This window comes from Kordia antarctica (assembly GCF_009901525.1).
Classification (GTDB): domain Bacteria; phylum Bacteroidota; class Bacteroidia; order Flavobacteriales; family Flavobacteriaceae; genus Kordia; species Kordia antarctica.
The window spans coordinates 2105611-2122286 of sequence record NZ_CP019288.1; the positions used below are offsets into that span (position 1 = coordinate 2105611).

Below are 16676 nucleotides of genomic sequence, written 5' to 3' on the forward strand. Positions count from 1 at the left end.
GTGGGAATACTCAAAAATAGCGGTTTTAAATTTTAAAACATACATTCATACATACAAATATGCAATCCATTCTGTCATAAGTCCGTATATTTGAATGAATCCTTTTATATAAAAATTTTGCGCATGTTGTTGAAAGTTAACGTATCATTCCTCTTATTTTTTTGTTGTCATTTCTTAATGATTGCACAAAACTATCAACATGTTGATAAAGTAGTCGACACATACCCGAAGTCATTTCTGTCCATTGAAGCTTTTGGCAATCGCATTGAAAAAGATTTTACAGAAGATGCCGATAAAGTTCGCGCCGCGTATTATTGGATTTCAAATAATATTGAATACAACTATAAAGAGCTAACAACTGGTAAAAGTAATTTCCCTAAGATTGTTATCAATAAATTTACGGGTGATACAGATTATTATAATCAATGGAATAAAATATATGCAACACATACGTTAACTTATAAAACCAGTGTTTGCGAAGGTTATGCGCAATTATTGTTTTTTGTGTGTGAACATATGAATATCAATGCAAAAGTTATTGACGGAAATGCAAAAAACTCCATTCATGATATTGGTGTCATTGCAAGAAATGTTAACCACGCATGGAACGCTATCTATTTTAATGAACAATGGAATTTAATTGATGCAACTTGGTCTACAGGAAATGAAGATACTAAACCTAATTACTTCGATTTTGATGATTCATATTACTGTGTTTCGCCTGAAAAAATAATTATGAGTCATTTTCCAAAAAATCCAGAATGGCAATTGTTGACAAAAAAAGTAAGCAAAAAAAAGTTTTATATACAACCTTTAATTTATGTAAAATATATAGGTTTAAATCTTTCTTTAGATCCTACAATAAGAGGAACAATTAGAACTAAAGTCAATGGTTTTATTGAACTGCGATTTAATATAATTGATACTACAAAAGTATATTACTATGCTTATGAAAAAGACACACATTCTACGGAATTAGAACTTATCAAAGTAGGAGAAAAATATGTAGCAAAAATTCCATTTAAAGGAAAAAAGAGAGATTATTTGAGTTTATTCAGTGGTACTGAAGCATTTTTATCATTTAAAATTATTCCAACGCGTTAATTATATCGGAATCGTAAATACAAATGTTGCGCCATTTCCTGCAGAACTTTCTATATGAATTTCTCCATTATTGCGTTCAATGATTTTCTTTACCAATGCCAATCCAATTCCGATAGAATCTACTTCTGAGTTTACTTCAAGTTTTTGGAATAATTCAAATATTTTTGTATGATATTTCTTGTCAATTCCAGGACCATTATCGGTAATTGAAAATTGATGATCCGTTTTTGTTTTTTGATAACCAATATGAATTTCTACGGATTCTTTATCAGTATGTTTAATGGCATTCTGAATTAAATTCTGGAATACTTGCAACAATTGCGATTCATTAAATAAGATACTTGGCAAGCGTTCTTCTAATTTTATGGAAACCGTTTCACTAGAATTTACGGCAATAATTCGTTTTACCAATGCTTGCGCATCAACTAAACTTACTGGTTTATCTTTATCTATTTGCAAAGAATAATGCAAAATTCCTTCAACTAGCAAATCCATTTGTATCACTTGTTCTTTGATGAGTTGCAAACTTTGATTGGCTTCTTTGTTAAATTCGTATTCATCTTCATCCGTTAACCAATCTGTTAAAGTATAAATATTACGCAACGGACGTTTTAAATCGTGCGAAACGACATAAGCAAACTCTTCTAAGTCTTTGTTTTTTTGAAGTAACTCTTTAGCTCTGTTTTCCAAATCGAGTGTACGTTGATGTATGCGTTCTTCCAATTCCACATTTACCGCCTCAAGCTTCTTTCTGTATCGAATCAAACCATTCATCACCAAAAAAGAAAAGATAAAAATTGTAGTCATAGAGACCAAAATGGCACTTTCCGACATTCTATCTAAGTCAGAATAATACACTCTATAAGCCAAATGAATCAACTGTGAAGCACTAAAAATAATGACCAGCAAACGATTGCTTAATAATAAAACAGCTCCGAAAATAAATACATAAGTAACCAACAAATAATCTAACGAAAAGTCATTAAGAGCCGTTGTGTAGGTTAAATAATATTGAAAAATTAGTAGCGTCAAAAACGTAATCCAACCATAAATTTCATTCAGAAATTTATTTTTAAAATACGGTACCAAACCTACAAGTATAAATAATAACGTAAACACAATTTCGCCATCATACGGAATAATGAGATCAGGATTGTAATACAACATGATCATCACATAAATGTAGGTACTAGGGCCAGCAAGTATAAACGTAAAACTACTATTCTTGATTTCTAAAGGTTCTAACTGTCCAATATCTTGAAGATATTTTAAAACTTTATTCAAGTAATTTATTTTAGGTTAAGGGTTTAAAGTTATGGAAATGATTCTAAATAATAGAATTTCAAGTAAAATTAAATTTACATAACGTGTAGTCGTAAAAACATTATAAATAAAATTCTTATCTTTTTTATTTAATTTTTGATTCAGAAACTCATAAACTTTTGATTTCCTTGCTTGCCAGCATTTCGATTTGAATTATTTTTTTTTGTTGAATTTTGCAGTGACGACACTTATTTTACAACATTTTTAATCAATTCTGTTATTTCATCCGCTTTTTTAAACACACAAATATGACTGCCATTTTCAATAGTGAAATCTGGTTTGTAAACCAATTTATAAGGCAGCGTTTTATCATTCGTGCCATGAATATGTATAATTTCTGTTTGATTGGTAATTTTTACACCTTTCCAAGAAGATAATTCTCGCAATGCCCATTGCAAATAGTTATTTGATTGTTTTCCAATCATGTTTTTAAAAAGTTCTTTCTCGCTATCCGTTTCAAAACCGTGACTTTTCCCCCAGAATTTTATCGTTTTGACACAAATTCCTTTAGTGAAAAAAATATCCAATCGTAAAGGTTTGACAAGTTTGAACCACAACGATAATTCCTTTCTAGATTTTATACTTGAGAGTAATATTATTTTTTCGATTTGATGCACACTTGCAATTTCCTGTGAAACGATTCCGCCTAAAGAATGCCCAATTAGAATTGTTTTTTCAGTTGATTTTTTAACGTTAGAAAACAAACGTTGCGAATACTCATGAATTTTTTCGCCTTTTTTAGGTTCTATCCAATTGAGATATTCCACCTCAAAACCTGTCAAATCTAAGTTTTGAAAAATTTGATGATCGTAACCGAGTCCTGGAATTAAAATGATTCTCATTTGGGTTTTTAGATTGTGATTTTCCAGTTGCTTATTTTTTGCTTCATACTTTCTTTATTTGATTCAAACTGTTTAAATCTATGACCATTCGCGCCAGAAGGATGTGGAAATCCATAAAGAATCAAATTTTCATTTAACATTTTTTCAGATTGTAATTTTCTTAAAGTCTCTTCGACGCTTTTACCCAAAGGTATAATTAAAGCATCTGTAAAATTATTGATTTCTGGTACGAATTCTTTTTCAACTTGTTTCCATAATATATCAGTATTTATTACTGAAGGAGAAGAACCTCTGTAATTTTCACCTTTATTAAAAACAGGATATTTTATTATTGAAGTAGTATGTAATGAGTTGTTAGTAAGATTGAATAATTCATTCGTAGATTCAAGCTTTAAAGTTTTATTTAATTCAAGCTCGTCTAACATTTTGACTAAATTTTTTCTCATTGAACCTGCGAAACTTGATTCTGATTTTACAGTTTTTAATGCAGAATCCAAACTTTTATTTAATTGAAGTTCTCTAATTACAGTTCGAAAAGATTTTTCCATTTGTGACCAACCAGGAGTTATTCCAACTATAATAACGGACGCTTTTTTGTTAATATATTCAAATGGAGCATAATATATTTTTATTTGACTTTCTGAATCTATCAAATATTCATCCTTTAGTAATTCCTCTTTAGAATACTTTTCTTTTAAAATCTCCTTTTTAATTTTTTCTAAAAACATTTATCTCTAATTTCTGTTTGTTTGTAAATAACAAGAATTCCTGTTATTTCTTTTATGGCTAAACCATATTAAATCTAGCTATCGTTAAAACTAGATGAATCTCAACTCAAATCAAAATCATCAAGAAACTTTCTTAAACAATTATAAAATCATTTTTCCCTTGCACAATTGCTAATTTTTATTTTACTTTGTATTTCAAAGTACTTTACTATGACATCATCAGACTATCTAAATGACATTAAAGAGATCAAAGATCTCATGAATAAATCGTCTCGGTTTATTTCTTTAAGCGGACTTTCAGGCATTATGGCTGGAGTTTATGCACTTATTGGCGCTTGGTTTGCACGCCAAGAATTATTGAAAGTGTATGAAACAAAAACGCGACTGTACGAAAGCGGACAGTATACAGGTTCAAATGATATTACTTTTAAATTATTAGCAATTGCCGCAATTGTGTTAGTCCTAGCCATTGTAACAGGAATTATTTTGACACAACGGAAAGCGCGAAAAAATGACGAGCAACTATTTGATAAAACTGCGCTCAAACTATTGATTAACTTTTTAATTCCGTTAGCAACTGGTGGAATTTTCGCTTTAATTATTTTACAAAAAGGATTCGTCGGATTGGTTGCGCCAATCACACTTATTTTTTACGGACTTGCTTGTGTCAACGCAAGTAAATTCACATTCGGACATGTAAAGTATTTAGGTCTTGCCAATATAATTTTAGGATTAATTGCCACACAATATATAGGTTATGGATTGTATTTTTGGGCACTAGGTTTCGGTGTATTTCACATCATTTATGGAGGATTAATGTATATTTTCATTGAACGAACAGCAAAATAATCGTGAGTATTATAACGAACATAAATAAAGCTTTTGATCACCGAATTCGTTTGGGCATTATGTCGATTCTGATGGTGAACGAATATGCAGATTTTAAAATGCTGAAAGAACTCTTGTCAGTAACCGATGGAAATTTGGCTAGTCACGCGAAAGCGTTGGAAAAAGTCGAATATATTAAAGTAGAAAAGCAATTTATCGGGCGAAAGCCAAATACACGATATAGCGCAACGAAACTTGGTAAAATTGAATTTAAAAAACATATTGAAGCATTGGAACAACTAATTAGAAAAAGCGAATAATATCATTTCAACAACGCATACTAATTCAACACAGACACTTACTAAATGAACATAGTAATCATCATAAAAAACACATTACTTTACACAAACAAAACAGCTAGACTTCACTCCTAGCATTTTATAAACACTATTTTTTTACCTATTTACTTTGAATTTCAAAGTACTTTAAAACTAACATAATGGAAGCACATCAAACAGAAAAAAAGAACAGCAACAACAAGTTTCTCACTTGGTTCAAAACGTCAATTACAGCGCGATTATTAGTCATGGGCGCATTGGTTTTATTACTCATGATTCCACTTACGCTGATTCAGGAATTGATTAAAGAACGTGAACAACGACAACAAAGCGTTGTAAATGAACTGAATGACAAATGGGGAAATGAAATTTTATTGTACGGACCCATTTTGAAAGTTCCGTATAAAACGTATGAAGAAACCGTAAAATACGATGAGGAAACGAAAAAGACATTTAAAGAACAACGCACCATTCTAAAATATGGCTATTTTTTTCCCAATACTTTAGATATTACTGCGGATGTAAAAACGTCTAAGAAGAAGCGAAATAACTTTGATACTGCTGTGTTTACTTCCGAAATTGCCGCTTCTGGAAGTTTTGAAACGCCCGATTTTTTATCAAAATCAATTGCTGATGAAGACATTGTTTGGGAAAAAGCAACGTTGTTAATTAAAACCACAAATTTGAAAGGTTTGAAAAGTGAAGTGAAGCTAAATTTGAACGGAAATGTATATGGTTTTGAGACGAATTTCAATGCGCAACACAATTCGTATCCGCAGTTGGATGAACTTGAAAGTACGCATATTGCATTGGCTGATGTTCCAAAAACTTCCGCGCAAGCTTTTGATTTTAAATTGATGTATAATGGTAGTAAAAGCATTAAGTTTATTCCGATTGGGAAAGTAACAAATGTGCAAATGACGTCCGATTGGAAAGATCCAAGTCACACCGGAAATTTTATTACGCAAAGCGAACGCGTTACTGAAAATGGCGGATTTGAAGCAAATTGGAAACTTTTGAATACGAATCGTTCGTTTTCACAACAGTTTTTTCAAACCTTACCAAATTTGAATCAATATGCATTTGGAACAAAATTCATAATTCCGCTGGACGAATATCAAAAGAGTGAACGCTCGGCAAAATATGGCTTTTTAGTCATTGGATTAACGTTTTTAGTCTTCTTCCTCATTCAAACATTAAGCAAAATTTCCATACATCCATTTCAGTATTTAATGATCGGAATTGCGCTTGTCATGTTTTATACGTTGCTAATTTCAATTTCGGAACATAGTAGTTTCTTAAAAGCATATCTCATTGCAGGAATCGCTGTTATTGTAATGATAACATTGTATTCAAAATCGATTTTGAAAAACTGGAAATTTCCGTTATTTATCGGAACTTCATTAACAGCTTTGTACGGTTTTATTTTCGTAATTATACAACTAGAAAACTACGCATTATTGGTAGGAAGCATCGGATTGTTCTTAATTCTCGGAATTGTAATGTTTGTATCTCGAAAGATTGATTGGGGCTTCGACTCCGCTCAGCCCGCGAATTTGAACTCACAACTTGCAACAAACTCATAACTCATAACCGAGAACTCACAACTCATAACTCATAACTGAAAACTCATAACTCAAGAAAGTTAGTTTGGTGAGAAAACGATTCCTGGCTTTCTGGAATTCGAGTGCTAAAAAGCTCAGGTTTCGTTTTCATTTTCTAATTTCGTTTTCGTTTTCATTTTCATTTTCATTTTCATTTTCATTTTCAACTTCAACGTTATCATGAACAAAGTATATCAAAAAATAGGTTTTACACTTGGATTAATTTTATCCTTAAAAGCCATGTACAGCGTTGCAACACTAGCCGTTTTGAAATGGTTTATGTATCCGATGATTCCGTTGATTTCATTTTTCACGAAGACTTCTTTTGAGTGGATTCCTGATGTTGGATTTAGTTCGCCAACCGGAATTGTGATTGAAAAATCATGCGCAGGCGGAAATTTCTTCATCATTTGTTTCGCTTTTCTATGTTTCAAATTGTGCACGTTTCAAACTATAAAAAATACAGTTTTACGTATCATTTTCTTAGGAATTTGCAGTTATTTCATTATGATTTTTGCAAATACTGCACGAATTATTAGTGCTATGAAATTAGCCGAATGGAATTGGACACACGAATTTATCGATCCTAAAAATGCACATTTAGCACTCGGAAGCATTTTATACATTTTCATTTTACTTACTATTAATCATCTTATCTCATCAAAATATGTTACCATTCAAACTACATAAATCACTCGGATATATTCTGTCTTTACTTTTGCCACAAATTTTCCTTGCTTGGTTGTTATACAGCGCGTTTGATTCGCCCGAAGGAAACGCATTTCAATTTACAGGTTTAACGACGTATTGGAGTTGTTTAATTTTTCTTTTTTTAGGATTGATTTTACTCGAAATTAAACAAAAAATTAGCAATTGGATTTTACCGTGCGCAATAATAATAGGCTATACTATTTTCCTTTTTTGGTTGTATGAATCGAATCTTTTTATTGAGATTCCTCGTGTAAAATCAACAAGTATTAATTACGAAATTATTCCACTGTACTTGACAGTTCCTGCAATTTTTCATGCATTGCTCGATATTATTTTTAAATATTTTCGCCCAAAAGGAACACTTTCATCAAACTTAAAAAATTTAGGTTTTTCCATACTTGTTCCTTTTAGCATGTACATTTTTACAATGCTTTTTATTCCAATTTTTGGAAGACAGAATACAGGAAATTTTCAACTTCAATTATTCGCTACAAAAATAATTATATGCGTTGCTATTGCTGGTTTTCTGTTTTTCTTTTTACGTTTTATCTTAGGAAATATGGTTGGAAAAAACCTGAATGCAAAGTATCCAATTATGATTATTCTTTTCGGGTTTCTATTTCCACTTATCGGATTACTTTTAAACTTAAATTTTGAGCTGTTTGGAGACTTTAATCATCCTATAATCTATAGTGCATTTTCCATTAATGCAATCGGATTAACATTGCTAGTTACGGATTCCGTAACTGCAAAATTCATCGGTTTTTTATGTGCATCTTTTGGTGTACCAATTGTGTTTTACTTCTTCTTGATCTTCTTACCATTTGTACCACTTTCGTTTATTGCATTGATCGTTTTTGGCGCAGGAATTTTAATGTTGACACCAATTGTATTGCTATTATTACAGTATCAAATCATGTCAAAACAATTCGCCCTAATTCTAAAAAAATACAGCAAAAAGAAAGTGATTATTTTAAGTGGATTCTGCATGTTGCTATTACCAATTATTTTTATTGGATTTTGCTCAAATCATAAAAATTACCTCAACGAATTAATCGCAGAAACCAATCAATTTGACGCTTCCAACACAACATATACAGATTATAATGTTGAAAAGATTGAATATATTTTCAGTGAAATGCACAAAGGAAACCGTAGACTTTCTATTGAAAATCCTGAGCAACGTTTGCCATTATTGTCACTTTTTTACGATTGGTATGTGTTTGATAATTTGCAAGTATCTGAACAAAAAACACATGAGATTCAAAATTTATTTTTAGGACAGCGAACATTTGCTTGGTCAGGATATCAACCGCCAGAACGATTAAACGCAAGTGTAAATTATACGCACGAAACTGAATATGTTGCCAAAGGCGATTTTTATAAAACACAAATTCATCTAGCCATTACGAATTTGGATAGTGTTGGAATGCGTGAGTTTCGAAGCGAATTTACTTTGCCAAAAGATGTGTTTATTTCTGATTATTATTTAGATATTGAAGATCGCAGAACGTTTGGGATTTTAGCTGAAAAGAAAGCTGCCAATTGGATTTATGAACAGATTACTAATCAACGCCGCGATCCTGGAATTTTGCAATATTTGTATGATGATGTGATATCTTTGAAGATTTTTCCTTTTCAGAAAGATGAAACACGTACGTCAGGTTTTACGCTGTATCACAGAACGCCTGTTAATTTTGAAATTAATCATATACCAATTACAATTGATGTTGAGCCTTTAGCACAAACTGTTGCGGAGTTGAGTCCGAATACGTTTTATGTTCCGAGTACTATCAAACAAAATTTACCAAAAGTGCAATCGCCAGTAAGCTATTATTTTTTAGTGGATAATACGACAAAAGGAGAAGAATTTAGGAAGCAATTTCGTGAAGATTTTGAAGCTTTATCGGCTGATGTGAAACAGAAAGCACAGATTTTGTATGTGGATGCAGACGTAAATTGGGGAAGACAAACATCGCCTAAAGAATCAGGGTTTAATTATAGAAAAGCAATTGCTCAGATTGAGTTTGCGCATCGCGATCAAAAAAGTATTCCGTATGTGGTTGTGTACGCATCAATGAGTAATCGCTTTACAGGAAAATATAGTTCTTGGGAGACGGAAAGTGCATTTCCATATCATAATTTGATTGAACATTCTCATTGGAAAAAGAAGCTTCCTGAAACGATTGAATTGGTAGAATTTTCCAGAAATGGACAATCAATTTTTCTTAGAAATGACGATCAACCTTCTTTAGTAAGTTTTGATAATACTGCAACTTTAGCTGCTGATTTTTCTGGAAATCCGTATTTGAATGCGTTGCAATTACGCTTGTTTCATGATTTGAACGATTTGAATCCGACACGTAAAAAAGACAATTGGTTGCGCGCTTTACGCGAGAGTTTTTCTCAGAATATTTTGACTCATAGTACTACTTATATTTCACTAGAAACAAAAGTACAAGAAGCACGTTTGTTGCGAAAACAAGAAGAAATTATGAGCGCAGATTATTCTGAAAAAGCTGGTTTGGAAACACGTCGTATGAGCGAACCGTATTTTTGGATGTTGCTGTTATTTTTTATGATTTACATCGTGCGCCAGCAGTTTTTAAAACATCAAACTCAAAAAACATGATTACGAACACTTTTAAATTGAATTTAGACAATAAAAAAAAGCATCTCGTAGTTGAGATGCTTTTGATGATTTATATTTTTTTAAATTAACAACCTGGATCTACAATAAGGTCAATAGCTCCCGTATCGTAACATCCTCCACGCATATGTCGCACTCTGAAAAACATAGTTCGTGACGTAGTTAGATATAAGTCATGAAATATTATATTGGTATTATTTTCTGCATCAGCTAGCGTTGCGTGATAACTTACTACTACTAAGTTTCCACCGTTTTGAATAATTTGCGCATCTAATTGTTGAAGACTAAAGATTGCTAAACCATCTCCGTTTCCATCGCATTCAGTTAAACTAAGTCCTGATATAGCCATTGGCGTTGTATATACTTCACAATATAATGTTGATATTTGGATGTTGCCTGTTGAAGCAACAATACGAACAAATAATGTAATACCATCTGTTGAAGTATAAGGAGATGTTAACGCATTCATTCCTGCATCTGCGTCTGCTTGTGTTTGATGATAACTTATCGTTCCATTATTTCCATTCAGATAATGAGTATCCATAGAGTTAAGGTCAAATACACCTAACCCATTTCCATCACCACATACTCCTATGATTCCAGATTGCGGAGAATTTCCGTTGCTGTCATTGTCTTCAATAGTTATATAGAATTCTACAATTGGATTTGTAACCGCTCCTGAGATTACAGTCGCTGTAATTAAAATGGCTTCATTAGCTTCAAAATCTGTATCATCAATGATATCAATTTGTATTGGCCATGGTGTTCCTGATATATTTCCTGCGAGAATAGTAACCGTTGTATTTATTGGAGTATAATCATCTGGAGCAACCGCACTTACATTAGAAGAAGCTATATTAATTACCGTATTTTGACTACTTGCCGAATTTAACGATACAAGAAGATCAATGGTTCCTGCGCTTTCTGACAATGTATTACCACCAAATGGACCACCAAATGTCATCGTTGTATCTGTTGGTTGTTGGTTTGGATCATTTTGATCGTTTGGATCACTTGTTCCGCTTGGAATTGAAGGTGTATTTGGATTGTCTATACTTGTTGTTTCTTCACAATCGGTTAATCCGTCATTGTCACTATCTACTAATGAACTAGATTCTATTGGATCACATGGATCATTTGGATCTGATATTCCATTTGGTGTTGGTTGTGTGTTTGGATTGTCGTTTCCTGTGGTTTCTTCTGCGTCTGTAAGTCCGTCACCATCCGTGTCTGTGAAATCTACAGGATCGTTTGAATCGTTCGGGTCACTTATTCCGCTTGGCACAGAAACGGTATCTGGATCGTCTATTCCTGTGGTTTCTTCACAATCCGTTAATCCATCATTATCTGAGTCTTCATTTACAACAAATAAATATATATTTCCAACAGCAGTTGCGTTGGTTATTGTGTTAGTTCCTTTTACATAGATATTTGAACCATCTGTAAAATTAATAAATGCTACTTCGTATGTTGACGTTAATACGTTTGTTTCTGCAGCAGCATCTGCTTCAGTTTCATAGAAAGCATAACTCATGTTTGTGTTTACATACTGCGTTGCTATTGCATCTAAATTAAAGATTAATGGGTTGCAACCATCTGCAATGATTTCTGAATCAAAGATATTTACATCAACTGCATCTAAATAATCTGGAATTTGATCGCCATCGGTATCGTCATTTGTTGGATCGTTATCGCCATCGTAGTTTTCGTCTGCGGTGTTGATTCCGTCACCATCATCATCAATATCTAAATAGTTTGGAGTACCATCTTGGTCTGTATCATCATTCGTTAAATCGTTGTCGCCATTTATATCTTCAAAGGTATCAAAAACGCCATCTCCATCCGTATCTACAAATCCTGTACATGAACTGAGCGCGCCAACATCTACGGTAGCACTTCCATTTAATGTTCCTGTTATAATGTTTGTGATTTGATTGCTCGTGATATCAATTCCTTTTAGAGAAAAATCTAATGTGTTACAGTAAACAACTGTATAACTTATAGATCCATTGGTTACTGGAATTACTTGTGAGTTTCCGTTGATAAATAGTTGAATGTACCCATCTGTAACGTTGTTTCCATCACAGTTTACAAAAGTTCCTGTGAGTTCGGTTGTACTTAAATTTGACGGAACTGTAATCGTAATGTTTGCGTCGGATGTAAATGGTCCAATCGTTGTTGTAAATGGCGCATTGTTGCAATGTAATGTTGCAATTGTCACTGTGAGTTGTTCTCCAGCTGGAATCCAACCACATTCTGTTCCTGCTGCATTTGTAAATCCGTACGTTCCTGTTGCATTTAGTAATGCTGAATAAAGATCTAAACTCGTGTATGGCAATGGTCTTCCGCCATCATCAACTAATGTGATACATAAATATACTGAGGGATATGGAAAGTCATAATTCCAAAATGAAAAGTGAGATACTTCGCCAACATAGTTGTTTCCTTGTAGTGTTGCTACGCCTTCTTCTTTCCAATAACCTACTTCTTCATCAAAATACCATAATGGAATTGTTGCTGGCGGATTGTTTGAGCTTGTTGCTACAGGTATGGAGATTTGTGAAATGCTACCTTCGGCTAGTTGTAATTCTTCTCCAGAACTACTTCTGAGTTCTACAGCAATCATTCCATACGTTTCTAACGCAACTGCATCGCCACTTGCATTTTGTGCAAATAACATTCCTGGCATCATTGCGTCCATGTTTTCATCATCAGGGCTTAGATGTTTGATAATCACATCAACTTGTCCGTTGTATGGTGTTCCATTTTCTCTGGTAAAGTTTCCATTGAACGAAACTTCTGTTCCGTTTGGTAAATTTACCGTTGCTGTTACTCCAGAAGTAATTGTGGCAATTACATCTTCTTTGAGTAACATGATTTCTACATTATTTACTTCTGTACTTGATGGTGTCAAAGTTCTTGAGCCATTGATATATCCGTCTTTTTCAACTTTGATATAGGCAAATTTTTCAAATGCTGTTGCATCTGACACAGAGAAGATTCCGAAGATATCTGTACTTGTTACTGTATTTCCTATTTGAATGGTTGCGCCTTGAACTGGATCATTTTGCTCATCTAGCACACGACCTAAAAAACGAGCTGTGACCGTTGTTCCAAAGTTTTCTTCAAAGTTTATGGGAATTACAGGAACTTCTTCTTCTGAGGTAATTTCGGGTCCAAGAAGCTCATTGTCACAAGCGAAAACACATAGAATTAGTAAACAAGATAGAAATAAAGGGAATTTTTTCATTGGTTTTGTGTATAATAATGATCTTAATACTTACAAGATACTATTTTTTTTTAAAAAGCACCTAGAGTAAAATCAAAGTGCTTTTTTAATTTTAGTTATTCGATATTGAATTAACAGCCAGAATCTACAATAAGGTCAATAGCTCCAGTGTTAAAACATCCAGTTTGAAAATCTTCTATACGGTAATATATTGTCTGTTGATTTGTTATAATATTTGTATAAATAGCTTGTATTGGGTTTACATTGTTAACGGCATCTTCCGGAGTTTCATGATACGTAATATTAAAATTTGCACTTGGCTGTGTTTGTAATATTTGAGTATTCAATTGCGAAAGATCAAAAGTTGCAAAGCCGTCTGAATTTCCGTCGCAAGTTGTTAAACTCAAGCCTCCTACTGCTGTTGGTGTTTCATTTATGATACAGTTTAGTATTGATACAGCTGCATCAGCACTTGGAGTTATATGCGGATTCCAAACTGCTGCATATATCATCGTATTTTGTGATGTTATTAATGGACCTTGTACTGTACCTGAATTTGAAAACGCACGTGCATCTTGTTCTGTGTAATAATAGTTAAATACTAAAAGACCCGATTGTAAGTCACTTAGAGAAACAAAATTTGGGATCATACTTTGAATATCAAAAGTAGCCGTTCCTGTGGTTGGATTTCTACATGCTGGGAAATCGGTTATTGATGGAGCTACATCATCATCTATGATTTCAAGCTCTACTAATGCACTTGCATTTGTTGTATTTCCAGAAATGACTGTTGCTTGTAAAAAGAAATTCTCAGTACCTTCAACTTCTGTGTCATTAATTATTGGTATAAGATTAGCTAGATTCATTGATACATCTCCTGCCGGAATAGTTACCGTAACATTCACGGCTGAATAATCTAGTGGTGCTGTTGCAGTGCCATCAACAGTTTGTACATTCACTGAAATAGCTTCTGTACTTGCGTGGCTTAAGCTTAGTATTGCCCACTCATTTAATCCATCACCTTCATAAATAACAACTCCAGACCCAGCTATTTGAAGCGTAGGTGCTTGGTTTGGGTCACTTGAATCATTTGGATCACTTGTTCCAGCTGGTATTAAAGGTGTATGTATATTATCTGTCCCAGTAGTTTCCTCACAATCGGTAAGTCCATCATTATCACTATCTATTAAAGAGCTTGTTTCTATTGGATCGCACGCATCATTTGGATTTGTGATTCCAGTTGGAACTAAAGGTGTATTTGGATCATCAACACCTGTAGTTTCTTCACAATCTGTCAATCCGTCGTTATCTGTATCTGGAAATCCATAAAATAAGTATACATACGCTATATCAGATTGTCCCGTAATTGTACTTGTTCCTTTGATATGTATTACAGCTCCGTTATTAACTAAATCTGCCAAAGACACTTGATATATTGACGTTGTTATGGGATTTGTTTCTGCAATAGCATCTGCTTCGTTTTCATAAAATACATACGTCATATTTGCAGTTCCTTGTCCACTGTAATGATTCGTAATAATGTCATCTAAATTGTATGTTATAGGATCACAACCTTCTCCAGCAACATCAGTTGAGTAAACGACAACATCTTGATTGTCTAGATAGTTTGGAATTTGATCTCCATCTGTATCATCATTCGTTGGATCATTGTCACCATCATAATCTTCATCTGCGGTGTTAATTCCGTCGCCATCATCATCTGCATCTTGATAATTTGGAATTCCATCATTATCTGTATCGTCATTGGTAAGGTCGTTGTCACCATTTAAATCTTCAAATGAATCAAAAATACCATCGCCATCTGTGTCTACAAATCCTGTGCATGAACTTAAGACTCCTAAATCTACCGTAGCACTTCCGTTTAACGTTCCCGTTGTAACGCTAGTAACTTGATTGTTGGTTACATCTATTCCTTTGATAGAATAGTCTAACGTACCACAATAAGATACAGCATAGTTAATTGTTCCGTCCGTTACCGGAATTATTTCTGATGTTCCATTGATGAATAGTTGCATATATCCGTTTGTTACATTATTTCCATCACAAGTAATAAATGTTCCAGTCAAGGTTGTTGTGTTTTGATTTGTTGCAATTACAGGTATTGTTATATTCGTATCCGAAGTAAAAGGACCAATAGTTGTTGTAAATGGTTGATTAGCACAAGAAACTCCTGGAACTATTACTGTAAATTCTTCTCCCGAAGGAACCAATCCACATTCTACTCCATTGCTATTTGTATATCCATACGTTCCTGTTGAGTTTAGTAATGTAGAGTGTAAATCTAACGCTGTATACGGCATTGGATTTCCGTTTTCATCTTCTAGCTGAATACATAAAACGATTGACGGATATGGAAAATCATAATTCCAAAATGAAAAGTGAGCTACATCACCAACATATTTGTTTCCTTGTAAAGTTGCTTCTCCTTCTTCAATCCAATACCCTAGTGTTTCATCAAAATGCCATAATGGAATTGTTGCTGGCGGATTGAGTGTATTTGCAGCTAACGGCATTGAAATTTGCGAACTGCTTCCTGTTGCTAGTTGTAATTCTTCTCCTGAATTGCTTCTGAGTTCTACAACCAACATTCCATACGTTTCTAAAGCAACCGCATCGCCACTTGCATCTTGTGCAAATAACATTCCTGGCATCATTGCGTCCATGTTTTCATCATCAGGACTTAGATGTTTTAGAATTACTTTTACTTCGCCACTATATGCCGAGCCATCTTCTTTTGTAAAATTTCCATCAAATGTAACTTCTGTTCCGTTGGATAGATTTACGGTAGCTTGCTGACCAGAATTGATCGTTGCAATTACATCTTCTTTCAGTAACATGATTTCTACCCTATTCACTTCTGATGCAGAAGGAACTAATGCTCTTGAACCAATAATGTATCCATCTTTCGTTGCAGTAACGTATGCGAATTTTTCATATGCAGCAGCATCTGACATTGAAAATATTCCGAAAAGATCGGTAGAAGTTACGGAGTTTCCTATTTGAATCGTTGCGCCTTGTATTGGCTCATTTTGTTCATTTACTACACGACCAAGAAAGCGTGCGGTAATAGTTGTTCCAAAGTTTTCTTCAAAGTTTATTGGAATGATTGGCTCTTCTTCTGAGATAATTGGAGCAACTGTGTTGTCATCTTTCTCACAAGAAAAAATACATAGAATTAGTATACAGGATAGGAATAAGGTGATTTTTTTCATTGGTTGGTTTTTGATTGCTTTATAAATATAACAATCTCATCACAAATATCCCTACATCCACATACAAAAAATGTAAGTTAATACAT

The 16676-nt window shown here is 33.4% G+C and carries 11 protein-coding genes; 6 read left to right on the top strand and 5 right to left on the bottom strand.

All coding sequences use genetic code 11. The features are described from left to right. Positions 1-123 precede the first annotated feature (123 nt). A complete protein-coding gene (locus IMCC3317_RS08460; RefSeq protein ID WP_160129089.1) occupies positions 124-1104 on the top strand; it encodes a transglutaminase domain-containing protein in 981 nt (326 codons plus the stop codon). On the opposite strand, the gene IMCC3317_RS08465 is transcribed toward IMCC3317_RS08460, so the two are convergent. From IMCC3317_RS08465 to IMCC3317_RS08475, 3 genes are all read right to left on the bottom strand, one after another. After that, complete coding sequence (locus IMCC3317_RS08465; protein WP_160129090.1) at positions 1105-2388, bottom strand: sensor histidine kinase; 1284 nt, start codon at positions 2386-2388, stop codon at positions 1105-1107. A 227-nt stretch (positions 2389-2615) separates the two neighbouring features. After that, on the bottom strand, positions 2616-3269 hold the full coding sequence (locus tag IMCC3317_RS08470) for an alpha/beta hydrolase family protein (RefSeq protein ID WP_160129091.1): 654 nt from the start codon (positions 3267-3269) through the stop codon (positions 2616-2618). An 8-nt stretch (positions 3270-3277) separates the two neighbouring features. Beyond that, the gene (locus tag IMCC3317_RS08475; RefSeq protein WP_160129092.1) at positions 3278-3997 is read right to left on the bottom strand and encodes a hypothetical protein; all 720 of its coding nucleotides are present in this window, start codon (positions 3995-3997) and stop codon (positions 3278-3280) included. Between the two features lie 210 nt (positions 3998-4207). On the opposite strand from IMCC3317_RS08475, the gene IMCC3317_RS08480 reads away from it, so the two are divergent. From IMCC3317_RS08480 to IMCC3317_RS08500, 5 genes are all read left to right on the top strand, one after another. Continuing rightward, entirely contained in the window at positions 4208-4846 is a 639-nt protein-coding gene (locus tag IMCC3317_RS08480; protein ID WP_170293844.1) for a hypothetical protein, read from the top strand. A 2-nt stretch (positions 4847-4848) separates the two neighbouring features. Continuing rightward, positions 4849-5145: a winged helix-turn-helix domain-containing protein gene (locus IMCC3317_RS08485; RefSeq protein ID WP_160129093.1), complete on the top strand. Its 297-nt coding sequence runs from the start codon at positions 4849-4851 to the stop codon at positions 5143-5145. 179 nt (positions 5146-5324) lie between these two features. Continuing rightward, positions 5325-6749, top strand: a complete 1425-nt coding sequence (gene creD, locus IMCC3317_RS08490) for a cell envelope integrity protein CreD (protein WP_160129094.1) — start codon at positions 5325-5327, stop codon at positions 6747-6749. A gap of 198 nt (positions 6750-6947) precedes the next feature. Next, entirely contained in the window at positions 6948-7457 is a 510-nt protein-coding gene (xrtK, locus tag IMCC3317_RS08495) for an exosortase K (protein ID WP_160129095.1), read from the top strand. Then, positions 7435-10110 carry an MSEP-CTERM sorting domain-containing protein gene (locus tag IMCC3317_RS08500; protein ID WP_160129096.1) on the top strand — a complete coding sequence of 892 codons (2676 nt, stop codon included), beginning with the start codon at positions 7435-7437 and terminating at the stop codon, positions 10108-10110. The genes xrtK and IMCC3317_RS08500 overlap by 23 nt, the downstream gene beginning before the upstream one ends. Positions 10111-10195: 85 nt before the next feature. Here the strand turns inward: IMCC3317_RS08500 and IMCC3317_RS08505 are convergent, their stop codons facing one another. Together IMCC3317_RS08505 and IMCC3317_RS08510 are read right to left on the bottom strand one after the other, a co-directional pair. Beyond that, positions 10196-13378: a Calx-beta domain-containing protein gene (locus IMCC3317_RS08505; RefSeq protein WP_160129097.1), complete on the bottom strand. Its 3183-nt coding sequence runs from the start codon at positions 13376-13378 to the stop codon at positions 10196-10198. 110 nt (positions 13379-13488) lie between these two features. Then, the gene (locus IMCC3317_RS08510) at positions 13489-16590 is read right to left on the bottom strand and encodes a Calx-beta domain-containing protein (RefSeq protein ID WP_160129098.1); all 3102 of its coding nucleotides are present in this window, start codon (positions 16588-16590) and stop codon (positions 13489-13491) included. Between the last annotated feature and the right edge of the window lie 86 nt (positions 16591-16676).